The following is a 16,473-nucleotide window of genomic DNA, read 5'->3' as shown; positions in this document are numbered from 1 at the left end:
TATAGAAACGTCGGGTGCGGCTTTCTGTAGAAGGAAAGCAGAGCTCGACGTTTGTTTTTTTAATCTTAAAACGATTGTATCATGAAAAAAGTCACTTCTTTTTTGTTATTGGCCGCTTTGTGTTGCCCCGCATGGCAAGCAGTTGCCTCCGTTACCGACACTGTATTCATCCGCGAAACCAATATTCCTGTGCTGATAGACCGTCAGGACAATGAGCTGTTTCATCTGCGCATCGACAATGGCGAAGGCAAGAAGCTGGACCGCGTGTCTCTGGATTTGGGTACGGAAGTCGATTTGGCTCAAGTAGAAGCCGTCAAGCTGTACTATGGTGGTACGGAGTGCATGGAGCGTACTGGTAAGGGATATTATGCTCCTGTAGCTTACGTGTCGGCTTATACCGTAGGACAGACCCGTGCAGCCAATCCTTCGTATTCCATCCTGAAGAGTGAAGTCCGTTCGCCGGGCCGTCAGGTGGTGTTCGATGTCAATCAGTCGCTCTATCCGGGTATCAATTATTTCTGGGTCAGCCTGCAGATGAAGCCTCAGGCATCGTTGCTTGCCAAGTTTTTGGCTTCCGTTTCGTCTGTCGAAATCGACGGACAGGCGGCTCCACTGAAGTTGGCTAACGGTCCGCGTGTCCATAGGATGGGCTTTGGTGTTCGTCAGGCAGGTGATGACGGAGTGGCTGCCTATCGTATTCCTGGCCTGGTGACCAGTAACAAGGGTACGTTGCTGGCTGTTTATGACGTTCGTCACAATAGTAGTGTCGACCTGCAGGAATATATCGAAATCGGCCTTAGTCGCAGTATCGACGGCGGACAGACGTGGGAGAAGATGCAGATACCCATGAGCTTCGGCGAATATGGTGGACTGCCCAAGGCACAGAATGGTGTGGGCGATCCGGCCATCCTGGTAGACAAACAGACAGGTACTATCTGGATCATGGCAGCTTGGACACACGGTATGGGTAACGCTCGTGCCTGGAACAATTCGGGTCAGGGAATGACGCTGGAAGAGACGGCACAACTGATGCTGGTGAAGAGCGACGACGACGGAAAGACGTGGTCCGAGCCTATCAACATCACCAGCCAGGTGAAGTCGCCCGAATGGTATTTCCTGCTTCAGGGTCCTGGACGTGGTATCTCGATGGTGGACGGTACCTTGGTATTTGCCGGCCAGTTTATCGGTGCGGACCGTATCCCTTGCGCCTGTATTATTTATAGTAAGGACCACGGAAAGACATGGCATATCAGCCAGCCGGCTCGTAGCAATACAACCGAGTCGCAGGTAGCTGAAGTAGAGCCGGGCGTACTGATGCTGAACATGCGTGACAATCGGGGAGGCAGCCGTGCCGTGGCTGTGACCCGTGACTTTGGGGCTACTTGGGAAGAGCATCCCTCTTCACGGAAGGCATTGGTAGAACCCGTTTGTATGGCCAGCCTTCTGCATGTGGCTGCCGAGGACAATGTAACTGGCAAACCTATTCTGCTGTTCTCCAATCCAGACAGTCCGAAGAACCGCCATCGCATGACTATCAAAGCCAGTCTGGACAATGGTCTGACATGGCTTCCCGAGAACCGTCTGATGCTGGACGAAGGAGGTAGCTGGGGGTATTCCTGTCTGACGATGATCGATCGCGAGACGGTCGGCATTCTCTACGAGAGCAGTACAGCCCATATCCTGTTCCAGGCCGTTAAGTTGGAAGATATTCTGAACTTAAATAAATAAACCTCATGAAAAAGAAAGAATTGTTATTTGTCTGGGCGCTCTTTGCGAGTTTGTGGTGTGGTGCCCAGCAGCCCACGGAAAGGTATCCGTTGGGCGCTTATGAAGAATTGACGGATACGAAGCCTCACGATGGTGAGGAAGTGTGGAACAAGATGCAGGCACCTGTGTCTTTGGCTTGGGGAAGCATTGATGTACGCTATCCCAAGTTGAGTATTCCTTTAGAAACAAAGAAGGGCACTACCCGGATGAGTGCCTGGAAAGGTGAGAGAGTGCATGCGCAGGCCGTATTGTGGACCCGTCAGGCCTTGAAGAACGTTCAGGTGAAAGTAGGTGAATTGAAGAACGGCAGCTCCGTCATTCCCGCTTCGGCTGTGAAGACTCATTTTGTGCGTTACGTTATGACCGACGAACTGAACAAGGACGGTAAGGGAGGTTGTGGCCATCGTCCCGACAAGACCCAGTGGGATTCTTCGTTGGTAGCCGATGTGCTCGACATTGCGCAGGAACTGGATGTCAGGGAGCGCTGTTCGCAGCCGATCTGGCTGACAGTGTGGGTTCCCTCTGATGTCAAGGCCGGTACCTACAAATCTCTCCTGACGGTTAGTGCCGAAGGTTTGGAACCGCTTTCCCTGCCTTTTGAAGTGAAGGTGGTGAACCGTACGCTTCCGTCTCCGCAGGACTGGAAGTTTGACCTGGATTTGTGGCAGAACCCGTATGCCGTGGCCCGCTATTATCAGGTGCCTCTTTGGAGCAAGGAGCATTTTGACGCCATGCGCCCCATTATGAAGATGTTGGCCAATGCCGGTCAGAAGGCCATCACGGCCAGCATTATGCATAAACCTTGGAACGGCCAGACGGAGGATCATTTTGACAGTATGGTGACCCGTATCAAGAAGCTGGACGGTTCCTGGGAATTTGGTTATGCTGCTTTCGACAAGTGGGTGGAATTCATGACCGAAGATATCGGTTTGAAAGGGCTGATCAGTTGCTATACCATGATTCCCTGGGCTTTGAACTTTGATTACTATGATGAAGCTACCAATCGTGTCGTTTTTCTGGAAACCAAACCGGGTGATGCCGCTTATGCGGAGTATTGGGGTACTTTCCTGAAAGACTTTGCCCGCCATCTTCGCGAGAAGGGTTGGTTCGAGCGTACAGCGATCTCAATGGACGAACGTCCGATGGAGGCTATGCGTGAAGCCATAAAGGTTGTTCGTGCGGCAGATCCAGAATTTAAGATAACTTTGGCAGGGAACTATCATCCGGAAATAGAACCGGATCTTTACTATTATTGCATTGCGCTCGGACAGAAATTTCCTGCGGACGTGAAGAAAGCTCGTGAGGCGAAAGGGCAAATCAGTACTTACTATACTTGTTGTTCAGAGGCTTTCCCAAATACATTTACTTTCTCACGTCCGGCCGAGGCAGTGTGGACTATGGTACATGCCGTGGCTGAAGGGTATGATGGATATTTGCGTTGGTCTTTCAACAGCTGGACGGCCGATCCTTTACGTGATTCCCGTTTCCGTACATGGGCAGCCGGAGATACATACAGTGTCTATCCCGGCCCTCGCAGCAGCATACGTTTTGAACGGATGACGGAAGGTGTGCAAGTGTGTGAGAAGATTCGTATCCTTCGTGAAGAATTTACCCGTAAGGGAGACAAAGGCAAGTTGTCTCGTTTGAATAAGATGCTTACCAAGTTTACGCTTGAGGCTCTTCCCGATGGACGCAATCATCCGGAGAAGGATGTGAACGAATTGCATGAACTGCTGAATCGTCTGTAGCAGTTCTTTTCGGATTGTTCCAAGAAACAAAAAACTCCCCTTCTTATTTTGCCATGCAGGCAGGAATTAGAAGGGGAGTTTTGTTGTATTTGATATCGGAAATATTATTCCAATAACTTCTTAAGGAATTCGTCCAGTTCCTCGTCCAGTCCTTTGAGCAATTCTTCGTTGACCAGCAGGGTGTCGTCATCTATCAGCAACAATTCGGCAAGTGTTTCCTTATCTTCATCTACCAAAACGAAAGAGAATGGTTTCAGAATAGTCATCTTATCGAAATCACCTGCGTTTTTCATGTCGTTCAGCAGGCCGGATAAGATACGCTCTATGTCTTTGTTGAAGTCATTACCGTCATAAGTTCCCCATTCTTCAATGGTTGTATTGGCCAAAACCTCGTCATCGTCGTTATAGATGGACAATTCGCCGATATTGGGAGTCACTTGTAGATGAATATCTGTCACGATGGCTTGATCGCAGGCACAATTGTATCTGCTTACAGCTTTTTTTATGGTATTCTCCAGTAGGGAGAGTGAGGTTTGACTGAGTTTCATAATCGCTTATATTCTATTATTCTTTTCAAAGGTAGGAAAAAAAAGATAACCTTTGCCGATTTTTACTAAAAATCATCATTAATTCTTTGCATTTGGACATTCAGGCGTACCAATCCGTTTTTACGTTCCTGTAATTCACTGACATAAGAACTTGTCATGAGGTAGTAGGAAATATCGCTTGAATAGCTGCCTCTTTCCACATCTTCTATATCTTTCACTGTGTTTTTAGCCATGCTTTTAGCTACTTCCTGTGCCTTGACGGCCCAATCATAGGCGGTATTTATGCTATCCTGCATTTCATATCCCAAAGCAATATTATAGGCTGCATACATTTTCTTTTTGCCTTTTTTACTGTTGTATTCGGTTTCCCACAGGCGTATGGCTTCCGGCCAGTTGTTTTCTTTGACGTAAATGGCTGCATCGCGCATGTTGACGGTACCTCCGGTGAAAAGATAACGTTTGGCTGTTTTCCAATAGGGAAGCAAATATTTTACAGGAACAGTACCAGCAAAGCTGGAAGCTTGTTCTATCATATCTTTTTCAGAAATCAGTTGGTTGAAGATTTGTGTTTCACTGCTGCTGGATGCATCCCAGAAAATACTATCGGTACAGTTTACGGTTACCATGGGTATTTTCCGATTAGGCAGATAGACTTTTACAGTCGGATAGACTTTAACATCTACGGTACCGTAGAATACTCTCCAGTCCGGCAGGTAACTTACTTTGCGTAAAGAGCGGAATTGAACATTTTCCAGCGCAATGAGGAAATCTACTCCCAAATCATGGGTCAACTGAACAACTTCTTCACTGGATAGGGTAGCTTCTCTGGGCGCTCTATCTTGGCTTCTTAGTGCTGAATCACAAATAACGACCAGATCGAAATAATTTTCATTGGCTATGGATTCTGCTAAGGTTTCGGTAGTGATTCGGGGATCGCCGTTATAGTAGTCTGTACGGCGGGCTATTTCTGTTTTATCTTTGTTCTTATCTTCTGAACTTGTAATAAGTTTGTTGTCTGGATTATCAGGCATATTGTTTACGATACCGACACGCCTCAAGTTGGCCGGAAAACTGACCTCTGCCGGTAGCATATAGTCTATGGATAGCTGTTCGACAGTTTGACAGGCGTTTAGGCACAGCAAACCGATTGTAGCTAAGCAATAAAGTAGTTTTTTCTTCATCGGGATATTACTTTTCTATTTATCTGGTAGCAAAAATAATCTTTTAAGTGGTAAAAGAAAAGCCTTGAACTGTTTTTTAACCGTTCAAGGCTTTTGTTAAATGGGTATAACAAGATTTTTTATTTGTTCTTGTTATCTTTTAGTTACTTTCAGAGATTTCTTCCGTGACAATTCTTGTATTTCTTGCCACTTCCGCATGGGCAGGGATCATTACGGCCAACCGTCTTTTCGGCACGGATGGGTTCGCGTTTAGGCTGTTCGCGTGTATCTCTTGCAGCGGCAGCTTGCTGATTCGGATCATTCAAGTCGACCTTCTGCTCACGGTATTTACTCATGTCCTGACGCTGTTCGGGAGCAGCTTGGCGTACCTCTACGTTGCGTTGAGGCTCTTGTTGGCTTTCGGCCGGAGCTTCTTGTACAGGTATCTGGCCGCGCATCAAGATAGAAATGGTTTGGTTATTAATCTTGTCAACCATGGCATCGAACAGGTTAACAGATTCCAGCTTGTAAATCAACAGCGGATCTTTCTGTTCGTAGCTTGCGTTCTGTACAGAGTGTTTCAGTTCGTCCAGTTCGCGCAGGTTTTCTTTCCAAGCTTCGTCGATAACATGGAGCAGGATGCTCTTTTCGAACGACTTCACCACTTCCTTACATTCGCTTTCGTAAGCAGCTTTCAGGTTACAGGAGATATTGTACATACGTTTGCCATCGGTGATGGGTATGAGAATATTCTCATACATGTGACCTTGGTTCTCGTATACTTGCTTGATGACCGGATAGGCTATCTGTGCCATGCGTTCAGTCTTGCGTTTGAAGAGTTCCATAGCAGCTTCGAATGTCTTGTCTGCCAATTTTTCCTTCTTCTCGTTCTTGAATTCCTCTTCGCTGAAAGGAGCTTCCATGGCCAACGTCTGCAGGATATCCATCTTGCAGTTTTCATAATCTGGTGCTTCAATAGCGTTGGCACAACGGTCCCAAATCATGTTGACGATATCCATACCGATACGTTCTCCCATCAAGGCATGGCGGCGTTTGGTATAAACTACGGTACGTTGCTTGTTCATTACGTCGTCGTATTCCAACAGACGTTTACGGATACCGAAGTTGTTTTCTTCTACTTTCTTCTGTGCGCGTTCGATGGACTTGGAAATCATGCTGTGTTCGATCATTTCGCCTTCCTTGAAGCCCAATTTGTCCATCACACCAGCGATACGGTCGGATGAGAACAAACGCATCAGGTCGTCTTCCAGTGAAACGAAAAATACGGATGAACCCGGGTCGCCTTGACGTCCGGCACGACCACGCAACTGACGGTCTACACGGCGGGATTCGTGACGCTCCGTACCGATGATGGCCAGACCGCCTGCGGCTTTTACTTCCGGGCTCAGCTTGATATCGGTACCACGACCGGCCATATTGGTGGCAATGGTCACCGTACTGCTCTGACCGGCTTGCGCCACGATGTCGGCTTCTTTTTGGTGCAGTTTGGCGTTCAATACGTTGTGGGGAATCTTGCGCATGGTCAGCATCTTGCTCAGCATTTCCGAGATTTCTACCGATGTCGTACCTACCAGCACGGGACGTCCGGCATGTACCATGGCTTCGATTTCTTCGATGACAGCTTTGTATTTCTCGCGTTTTGTCTTGTAGACACGGTCGTTCATATCCTTGCGGGCAATGGGGCGATTGGTCGGGATGACAACAACATCCAGTTTGTAGATATCCCAGAATTCGCCGGCTTCCGTTTCGGCTGTACCGGTCATACCTGACAACTTATGGTACATACGGAAATAGTTCTGCAAGGTAATGGTTGCGAATGTTTGCGTGGCAGCTTCTACCTTTACACCTTCTTTGGCTTCGATGGCCTGATGCAAACCGTCAGAGTAGCGACGACCTTCCATAATACGGCCTGTCTGCTCGTCCACAATCTTCACCTGTCCGTCTATTACAACGTATTCGTCGTCTTTTTCGAACATGGTGTAAGCCTTCAGCAGCTGATTGATGGTATGTACGCGTTCCGACTTGATTGCATAATTGGTGAGCAGGGCGTCCTTCTTCGCCAGACGTTCTTCTTCTGTCAGATCCTTTTCATTTTCCAGTTCAGAGAGCTGGGCTGTGATATCGGGCAGTACGAAGAGAGTGGGGTCGGCTGAGTTACCGCTGATGAGGTCCACACCCTTGTCGGTCAGATCTACACTGTTCAGTTTCTCGTCGATGACGAAGTAGAGCGGATCGGTCACTTCGTGCATACGTTTGTTGTTCTGCTCCATGTAGATTTCCTCGGTCTTCAGCATACCAGCTTTTACGCCCTGTTCGCTCAGGAACTTGATGAGCGGTTTGTTCTTAGGCAATGCCTTGTGGCTGCGGTAGAGGGAGAGGAAGCCTTCTTCCTGTTCTTTCTTGTCGCTGGAAGCGATGAGACGTTTGGCGTCAGCCAGATACTGGGTAGCCAATCTTTTTTGTGCCTCTACCAGTCTTTCTACCAGCGGACGGAGCTGTTCGAACAGTTGGTCGTCACCTTTGGGTACAGGACCAGAGATAATCAACGGCGTACGGGCATCGTCAATCAATACAGAGTCCACCTCATCGACGATGGCATAGTTGTGTTGACGTTGTACGAGGTCTTTCGGGCTGATGGCCATGTTGTCACGCAGGTAGTCGAAGCCGAATTCGTTGTTGGTACCGAATGTGATATCGGCCAGGTAGGCCCGACGGCGGGCATCGGAGTTGGGCTGATGCTTGTCGATACAGTCTACGCTCAAGCCGTGGAACATGTAGAGCGGTCCCATCCATTCGGAGTCACGCTTGGACAGATAGTCGTTCACTGTTACGACGTGTACACCGTTACCGGTCAGGGCGTTGAGGAATACGGGGAGGGTTGCCACGAGGGTCTTACCTTCACCGGTTGCCATTTCGGCAATCTTACCTTTATGCAGAACGACACCACCGAACAGCTGTACGTCGTAGTGTACCATATTCCAAGTAATTTCGTTACCACCTGCCATCCAATGGTTCTTGTAGATGGCTTTATCACCTTCGATACGGACGAAATCCTTGGTGGCAGCCAGCTGGCGGTCGAAGTCATTAGCTGTTACGGTAATTTCTTCATTTTCTGTAAATCGTCTGGCTGTCGACTTTACGATGGCAAAGGCCGCGGGCAGTACTTCGTCGAGTGCCTTTTCGTAGATTTCCAGTATTTCTTTCTCAATTTTGTCGATCTGGGCAAAGAGCTCTTCACGCTTTTCCAGTTCCGTAGTTTCTACAGTGGCCTTCAGTTCGTCCACTTTGGCACGTTGAGAGGCGGCAGAGTTGCGGATGTATGCCTTCAATTCTTCTGTTTTGGCACGCAAGGCATCGTTGTCCAGGCTGTCGATTTCCGGGTATGCGGCTTTCACCTTTTCTACCCACGGTTGTATTTCCTTCATGTCGCGGGTGGATTTGTTGCCGAAAATCGAGCTTAAAAATTCATTAAATCCCATTTTATAATTGTTTTTATTTTATTGCAATGTTGGTTGATAATTGTTTTTTGCTGTGCAAAGGTAAGAAATTCACTCCACTGGGCACAAAGTTACAGTGAGTTTTTTCCAATAATCCGTTATCAGACAAGAAAATGGTTACATTCAGGCAACGAAGCGGGGCTCTTGTCTGCTTGTAAGGAAAAAACAGGTCAAAATTCGAGCGGAGTGGCTGTGCATCCATTCGGAGCACGTATGCGCATCACACTGCTCAAAGTAGGGGCGATGCGATCGGCACTGACAGGTGTCCGCACTTTTCCTGCTTTGATTCCTCCACCCATGAGAATCAGTGGTGCGGGAATTTCGGCAGCTCGCACGGCACGGTTGTCATTGCCATTTTCCTGAACAATGGTCCATCCTGGCAGTACTTTGATCAGCAGGTCGCCCGAGCGCTTGCGGTGGTAACTGTTGCGGATGCGGTCTATCTGGGGAGACCAGGAACCCAATAGCAGCCGGTGTGAGGAATAGACTTGGTCTACACCACTGAACTGTACCAGGAATGCAGCTGATTTTTCCAGAATTTCCGTCAGGTCCAGCTGCTTGTCTTCCAGAAGTTTATGATTAAGATAAATTTGTTGGTCGTAATAAGTTTCCACATACTGTCCGGCGCCATAGGTTGCCATAAGATACATGTTGAGCAGAGTGGCACAGCGGTTCAGGTGGAACTCTCCTCCAGGGATGCGGTAGATTCCCGTATCTGCAGGATCGGGATCGGCATAACCGGTGGATGCGATGCACAGAATGAGGTTGTTCAGTCCTATTTTCCGGTCGAGCATGTCGAGCAGGGTAGCAATGCTTCGGTCCAGACGGGCATAGATGTCCTGCATTTCCATGGCGCATTCGCGGGTGCTGCGGTGATTGTAGTTGCCCGCATAGTAGGTGAGCGCCAGAAGGTCGGGGATATCATCTCTGCCTATTCCACTTTTCTCCAACAGCCTTTCTGTCAGCAGGTTGACCTCATCGTTTATGAGGGGGCTTGCTGCCAGTCGGTAGAACTTGTTTTCTCGTTCACTTTCAAAAATGTACTTGAATGGCTCTGTCCGCCAGTCGGACAGGTATTTGTAGCTGGATACCTGATGCAGGGGCATCCAAGTGATATCTTTAATGCGGAAATCCACGGAGCTGGAGTCATTGTATTGGTTCAGCCATTCGGGGAATTCCGGGTAATAGGTACTTCCACACCACTTTCCATTTGTCTTGTTAATCCAGAAAGCACCGTCGCCTGCATGGCCGGCACTCAAGACTGCTGCATCGCGGAAGGGTGCGATGGCATATACTTTTCCTGCATTGCGCGTGGCTACTTTCAGCTCGTCGGCAATGGTCGATGTCAGCAATTGGGCCGGAGAGCTGTTTTGGTTGGTGTAGTTGCCCATGAAGTTGGGATCCTCCACGCAATTGCGCGGTGTCAGGGTAGACACGTCCATCCATTTGGTAGCGATGATTCCATGTGTAGAAGGTGAACAGCCGCTGAATAGTGTCGCTGTAGCCGATGCGCGGTCGGGTTTGTCGAAGGGCATTTCGGCTTGCATGTAGACTTTGCCTTCACGCATCAGCCTTTTGAATCCTTTTTCCCCGTATAAGGCCGAAAATGCCTCCAGATAATCTGTGCGGAGCTGGTCGATGGTCAGAGTTACGACCAGTTTGGGCGTAGACGGTAGTGGCTGAGCCTGCAGTCCGCCGAAAGTCAACACTAATATGGAGGTTATCAGTCCTTTTTTCATCTCTTTATTCTTCTTCTTAAGCCTTGTTTATGGGATAAAATCAAGTTGCTTGCTGAACGTACCAGCAAACAAAGTGCCAAAGGTAGCATTGTCGGATTGATTTTTTGCGGAATTATAGCCCATAACAATATAAATAATGTTAAAACGACAAAATTAGCCTGCATGTAGCGGCTCGTTTGTCTTTTTCGCACCTTTTTTATCATCCAGGGCAGACAGAATAGATGCAGGGGATGGAGTGCGAAAAGTATATAGTTGGAACTTACTGTCGGATGGGATGAGAACAGTGCCAGGAATGCCAGGATGCATCCGCTGAGTCCGGCAACTGTAAAAAGAATAAGGTCGATGCCCCATAGACTTCTTTGCCTGCGAACTCCATACCAAGAGCAGGCACACACAAACAGGAACAAAAGCGTGGCTGTCAGTAAAGGCGTAAAAAGAGTCGTTTCCGTTTGTTTGTCTTCATCGGGAATGACAACGGGCTGTTCAGTCTGACTCACCAAAGGACGTGTACCGATACCTGTACTGTCGGCTAGGGTGGCGGTAGCGAAAAAATCTTTCAGATAAAAGGGGGCAAACATCATCTGATGTCGGCTGATGGGGCGGTCTGCCTCGCTGCCGAGACAGAGGTCGATACCAAACTGTGACCATGGATGTCCCTGACAATATTGATGGACGATGTCTCGGAAGCTTCGTCCTGTATCGGTCGTCGTCATATCGTCGGAATAGCGCAGGCTGTTGTTTACGGCACGTTCCACCTGATCGCGCGGGCGTGTGGCGCAGTTGTCATAGAAGAAATTATAGCGGTAGACACGGTTTTCCGGCCGATAGTTTTCCTCCAATTGATTTATCAATTTTTGTTTTTCTTCCGTAGTCAGGTTCAGGGTCTGTTCCCAGACGTCGCGGTTGTCCAGCAGGTATTCCGAAAGAAAGTATTTGTATTCCGTTGCTCCAAGCCGGTAGTCCGTTTCGCCAAGGGTGAAACGAAGGATGAAGTTGGACGACTGAAAACTGAACAAACCGTAGTTGAATACCACATCGATGCCCTTCCGACGGTTTTCATAACGGATGGCTGTATGTCCGAAGAGGGAATAGATTTCCTTGCCGGGGCCACAGGTCAGCAGGCTGAGACGGATGCCGTCATCTTGGGGTTGCATTTGCTCTTCTGTTGCTTGCAGAGAGTGGCATGCCAGGCAGCATAAAAGTAGGGATATGATAAATGTCTGAAATCTCCGTTGCATCGTCTTTATGGGTTTGCGCCACAAAGGTAATGTTTTATCCAATAAAGACCAATACTTTTCGGTTACGAAAAGGCTGTTTTTCCAAAGTCCTACTTTACGCTTCCAAAGTTCATAGTTATGGCGCTAAAGTTCATAGTTACATCGCTCATGTAGGTAGTTACGTTTCGGATGTCAACGGTTGGTGTGGGTGTCTTTTCCTTCCAGCCAGGCATCGATCAGTCTGCGGGCGATGCTCAGCTTGCGCGGTAGTTCCGGCAAGTTGTTGCGATGGTAGAAGGCACCGGCACTGAGTTCATCTTTCTGCAGTTTGATGTCGCCACTTTCGTAGTCGGCAAAGAAACCTACCATCAGACCGCTGGGATAGGGCCAGGGTTGGCTGTCGAAGTAGGTGATGTTACGGATACAGAGCCCCGTTTCTTCCATAACCTCACGGCGGACACATTGCTCCAACGTTTCGCCAGCCTCGAGGAAGCCGGCTACGAGGCCATAGAACGTGCCGCGGAAATTATGGGCATGTACCAGTAGGATTTCTTCGCCGCGGCGCACCAGTACAATGATGGCAGTAGAGATGGGTGGGTATAATTCATTGCCACAGTGGGGACATTTCTTCATGATATCGGTCTGCTGTTCCGTAGGCGTACCGCATACGGGGCAGTAGCGGCTGTGCAGGTCCCAGTAGAGTATCTGATAGGCCTTGCCGGCGGCTTTGTATGCGTCCAAAGGCAGATGATCGAACGAGGCGCGCAGGCCGGTCATCATCCACTGGTTGGTTTCGGCCACAGGGTAGTCGATGGCAAACGTATAGACCTGCTGTCCTGTAGGCAAGGTGACACGGTGGACGGTCTGATCCTTTGCGGGAGCTACAGGCAGCTGCTGTCCTGCAGGCAGGGTGCAGGTGCCGTCAGCGAGTTTCTGCATCAGCAGGTTGTCCTTGAAGAAGACACACCAGCAAGCGGTACGGTCATATTCCATCTCTTTCATACTTACTTATGTCTTTTTTATAAGTCAGAAATTCACGTTGACGCCTCCCATGAAGGTAGCCTTCGGCATGGGGTAGCCAGCATTGATTTCGTAGCGTTGTGCCAGCAGGTTCTCGCCTTTCACGAAGAGGCTTGCAAAGTTACACAGACGGTAGCTGATATTCAAATTCCAAAGAACGAAAGTTTCCTGCTTTTCCTGTCCTTGCGTGACGGAAGTATAGAGGCCACGGATGTACTGCATGCCGCTGGCGGCTGTCCATCGTCCCTGATGGTAGTTGACACCGACATATAGCTTGTGTTCGGGGGCAGCCAGTACGGGATTTTCCATGTGTAGCCAGCTGTAGTTGGCGTTGGCTTGCCAGCGGGAATTGAAGCGGTAGGCTACGTTGGCTTCTGTACCCCAGTTCTCGATATGCCCCGTGTTTACGTTCTTTCGCTGGGCGGGATCCACCTGAATGATGTTCTTTCCGTCGATGTAGTAGAGGTTGAGTCCGTAAGACAGGGCACCGTCGAAGAGGCGTTGTGTGTAAGCCAGTTCGTAGCTGACGAGGCTTTCGGGCTGCAGGTCGGGATTCTTGGAGAACATGAACAGTTCGCGGATGGTAGGGTTACGGAAGCCTTTGCCTACCATGGCTTTTAGTTCTGCTTGACGGGGCAGGTGGAAGGCCAGGCCACCTTGCGGTATCCATTCTGTGCCTGTGTGCGAGTGGTGGTCTACACGCAGTCCGGCGTCGAGTGACAGCCAGTGGCCGATGTTCTGTCGGAAATCTACGTATCCGGCCAGTTCGTCCAGCTGCTTGTCTACTTGTGGTTGCTTCTCGCCTGTGGCCAGTACCTTGTACCACGACTCTCCACCGAAGTGCTGATAGTCGAAGCCGGCGGTGATGCGGTTGCCTTCGAACAGCGTGAGGCTTTGATACCACGAGAAGCCCATCATTCGGTCCTTGGAGTTGAAATGTGATGCCTGTGGTTCTTCGCCCGGGTGATAGCCGTCGTTTATCTTATGGTGTCCCCAGTTGTAGAAGAAACTCAGCGCACCTGAGGTTCGTTCGTAATGATTCTCGAGAGCTGCCGAAGCCATTCCGCGGGTAATGCGCGAGTCGTTGTCGATATAGGGTGCCGCTATAGTACCCGGGTTGGAGGCGTTGAAGTGAGTCACGTTGATGTCTCCCCATAACTTCCATTGGTCACTGAAATCATAGCCCAGCTTGGCATAGCCGCCATATTGTTCGAAATCCATGTCGGGCCGATGTCCATCGCTTCGATTGTACGAGCCGGTGGTGATGCTGCTGAATCGTCCGCGCTTCAGGCGGTTGGTCACTTCGGTTTGCAGGGTGTTATACGAGCCATATCCTACTTGCAGGTCGGTTTTCGAACCTTCTTCTTCCATCTGCCGTGTGACGATGTTGATGACACCGCCCATGGCATTCGAGCCGTAGAGTACCGAAGCCGGTCCGCGCAGCACTTCCACTCGTTCTGTCATCATTGTCTGATAGGCGTCGGCGATGGGATGTCCCATCAGTCCCATATATTGTGGATGTCCGTCGATGAGCACTAGCAATCCTGCTGTGGGGCTTCCACCGATACCTCGCAGACTCATGCCTCCGGCCGCTCCGGTCGATACACCATAGCCCATAATGCCGCGGCTGGTGGTGAAAAAGCCAGGTACTTGTTCGGTTAGGGCGGGTAGTACGGAAGGCTGGTAATTGCTTTCCAGTTGTTTCCGACCTACGACAGAGATGGTCATAGGCAGGTGGCGGATATCGGTTTCATTACGGGTACCGGTTACGACGACCTCGTCTGTCGTCAAGTTACGGGCAATACGAGTGGTGTCTTCCTGTCCTTGAGCGGCGGAAGTTGTCAGGAGGAGAAAGGCAAACAGGCCTTCCTTCAAGTTCAGTTCTTTCATATGTTTTTTCTCTGACTGGAGATAAATTTTTCTATAACTGGGAAAATTTCTTTGGCTGACTGGAGGTCACGGCTGGCTTGTTCCAGCGGGCACCAGCCTGTGTGGTCGCGGTTGATGATGTGGTCCACGATCTCATCGCAACTTACCGTGACACCGGCTTCCTGCAACAGGCGGAGAGCAGGCTGGCTGATGGTACGAGTATATACCTGCCGTACGTCACCCAGTAACATGAGCGAGGCTGCCGCCTTGCCGATGACCTTGTCGGCTACAAACGCACCATGTAGGAATTCGGGTTCTTGTACCAGCAGGTCGTAAAGGTCGGCCACACCCCGCCGTGTGAACGTGCGGATGCGGTCACCATTGGCTATCACGCAGGAGTATCCTCCTGCGTGAAGCATGTCTATGAGTTCTTTCATTCTTTGTCTTTTCGGGTTACAGCGTTTCTTGTTTCAGTTGCTCCACATAGCGATCGATGCGGTGCAGCTCTTCGGGAATATCAATGCTTTGCGGACAGTGGGACACGCATTGGCCGCAGCCGATGCAGTGGCTGGCCTGGCGCAGGCGAGGTACACTGCGGTCGTACCCGATGAGGAAGGCCCGGCGTGCCTCACGGTAGTTGGCGTGTTCTTGCGAAGTGGGCAGATTACCCTCGTTTACACATTTATTATAATGTATCAGCACGGCGGGGATATCGATACCGTAGGGGCAAGGCATGCAGTACTTGCAGTCGTTACAGGGGATAGTAGGGTACTGCTTCATCAGGTCGGCCGTCTGCTGCAGGAATTCCAGGTCGTCGTCCGTCAGGGGTACCAGCGGCGAATAGGTGCGCAGGTTGTCCTGCAGATGCTCCATGTAGGTCATGCCGCTCAATACTGTCAGTACATTAGGGAACGTGCCTGCAAAGCGGAAAGCCCACGAGGCGACGCTCGCTTCGGGGCCGCGTTGCTTGAGGCGTGCCACGAGGTGTTCGGGCAGCTTGGACAGACGTCCGCCCAGCAGCGGTTCCATGATGATGGCCGGTATGTGGCGTTTCTCCAGTTCGGCGTAGAGGTAGTCGGCGTTAACGTTGCGTCCCGAGGCATATTTCCAGTCTACATAGTTCAGCTGAATCTGTACGAAGTCCCAGTGCACCTGGTCGTGCATGGCCAGAACTTCGTCGAACACATCCTGTGTGCCGTGGAAAGAGAAGCCCAGGTTACGGATGCGACCTGCCTCGCGTTCCTTCATCAGGAAATCGATCATGCCGTTTTCAATGTAGCGGGCGCGGAAAGTCTCGATGCCGCCGTTGCCAATGGAGTGCAGCAGGTAGTAGTCGATGTAGTCCACCTGCAGTTCCTTGAACGAGCGGTTGTACATGGCGATGGAGTTCTCGCGCGTATAGTTGGAGAAGTTGGACAGTTTGGTAGCCACGAAGAACTTCTCGCGTGGATGACGCTTCAAGGCGATGCCAGTCGATTTTTCCGACCAACCTTGTACGTAGACGGGCGACGTGTCGTAGTAGTTCACACCATGAGCCATGGCATAGTCTATCAGTTCGTTTACAGCATCCTGATCGATGACGTTGCCTCCTTTTTCGGGAGCGGGCAGGGTGGGCCAGCGCATACAGCCGTAGCCCAGCAGTGATACTTTCTCTTTGGTTTTCGGATTCTCGCGCAGGGTCATTTTGTCAGTGGGGATTTCTCCTTCGGCCTGCAGGGAGGAGGAAGCGGAGTCTTTCGGCCCGCATCCAGCTAATACCGCGGTTGTGGTGGCCGTACTGATACCCACAATTTTCAGAAACTCGCGGCGAGACATATCGTTGGAATGATTCTGGTCGTTCATTTGTATATCGTGATAAAGAAGTTATAGAAATAAAACGTTTACCGT

Annotated in this window: 11 protein-coding genes; 2 read left to right on the top strand and 9 right to left on the bottom strand. The window is 49.9% G+C overall.

The window, feature by feature from the left end:
* The first annotated feature begins 81 nt into the window (after positions 1–81).
* Together HF894_RS09595 and HF894_RS09590 are read left to right on the top strand one after the other, a co-directional pair.
* Positions 82–1,728, top strand: coding sequence for a sialidase family protein (locus tag HF894_RS09595; protein WP_204971891.1), 1,647 nt, complete (start codon positions 82–84; stop codon positions 1,726–1,728).
* A 5-nt stretch (positions 1,729–1,733) separates the two neighbouring features.
* Positions 1,734–3,515 (top strand): DUF4091 domain-containing protein, encoded by a 1,782-nt coding sequence (locus HF894_RS09590; protein ID WP_204971889.1) that lies wholly within the window; start codon positions 1,734–1,736, stop codon positions 3,513–3,515.
* Between the two features lie 104 nt (positions 3,516–3,619).
* On the opposite strand, the gene HF894_RS09585 is transcribed toward HF894_RS09590, so the two are convergent.
* From HF894_RS09585 to HF894_RS09545, 9 genes are all read right to left on the bottom strand, one after another.
* The gene (locus HF894_RS09585) at positions 3,620–4,063 is read right to left on the bottom strand and encodes a hypothetical protein (protein ID WP_021847414.1); all 444 of its coding nucleotides are present in this window, start codon (positions 4,061–4,063) and stop codon (positions 3,620–3,622) included.
* A gap of 65 nt (positions 4,064–4,128) precedes the next feature.
* Complete coding sequence (locus HF894_RS09580; protein ID WP_021847415.1) at positions 4,129–5,244, bottom strand: DUF6340 family protein; 1,116 nt, start codon at positions 5,242–5,244, stop codon at positions 4,129–4,131.
* A gap of 149 nt (positions 5,245–5,393) precedes the next feature.
* Positions 5,394–8,723, bottom strand: a complete 3,330-nt coding sequence (gene secA, locus HF894_RS09575; protein ID WP_021847416.1) for a preprotein translocase subunit SecA — start codon at positions 8,721–8,723, stop codon at positions 5,394–5,396.
* A gap of 188 nt (positions 8,724–8,911) precedes the next feature.
* The gene (locus HF894_RS09570; RefSeq protein ID WP_075317220.1) at positions 8,912–10,480 is read right to left on the bottom strand and encodes an alkaline phosphatase family protein; all 1,569 of its coding nucleotides are present in this window, start codon (positions 10,478–10,480) and stop codon (positions 8,912–8,914) included.
* Entirely contained in the window at positions 10,477–11,718 is a 1,242-nt protein-coding gene (gene lnb, locus HF894_RS09565; protein ID WP_021847418.1) for a lipoprotein N-acyltransferase Lnb, read from the bottom strand. Before lnb ends, HF894_RS09570 begins: the two co-directional genes overlap by 4 nt.
* Before the next feature lie 171 nt (positions 11,719–11,889).
* Positions 11,890–12,699, bottom strand: coding sequence for an NAD(+) diphosphatase (gene nudC / locus HF894_RS09560; protein ID WP_204971887.1), 810 nt, complete (start codon positions 12,697–12,699; stop codon positions 11,890–11,892).
* 24 nt (positions 12,700–12,723) lie between these two features.
* Entirely contained in the window at positions 12,724–14,607 is a 1,884-nt protein-coding gene (locus HF894_RS09555; protein ID WP_204971885.1) for a TonB-dependent receptor, read from the bottom strand.
* Positions 14,604–15,023, bottom strand: a complete 420-nt coding sequence (locus tag HF894_RS09550) for a DUF1893 domain-containing protein (protein ID WP_204971883.1) — start codon at positions 15,021–15,023, stop codon at positions 14,604–14,606. The genes HF894_RS09555 and HF894_RS09550 overlap by 4 nt, the downstream gene beginning before the upstream one ends.
* Before the next feature lie 16 nt (positions 15,024–15,039).
* Complete coding sequence (locus HF894_RS09545; RefSeq protein ID WP_204971874.1) at positions 15,040–16,428, bottom strand: aldo/keto reductase; 1,389 nt, start codon at positions 16,426–16,428, stop codon at positions 15,040–15,042.
* Positions 16,429–16,473: the final 45 nt, after the last annotated feature.

The organism is Caecibacteroides pullorum (assembly GCF_019239235.1).
GTDB classification, from domain to species: Bacteria; Bacteroidota; Bacteroidia; order Bacteroidales; family Bacteroidaceae; genus Bacteroides; species Bacteroides pullorum.
Note: the sequence above shows the minus strand (reverse complement) of the source record. Positions and strands in the feature narration are given on the sequence as shown.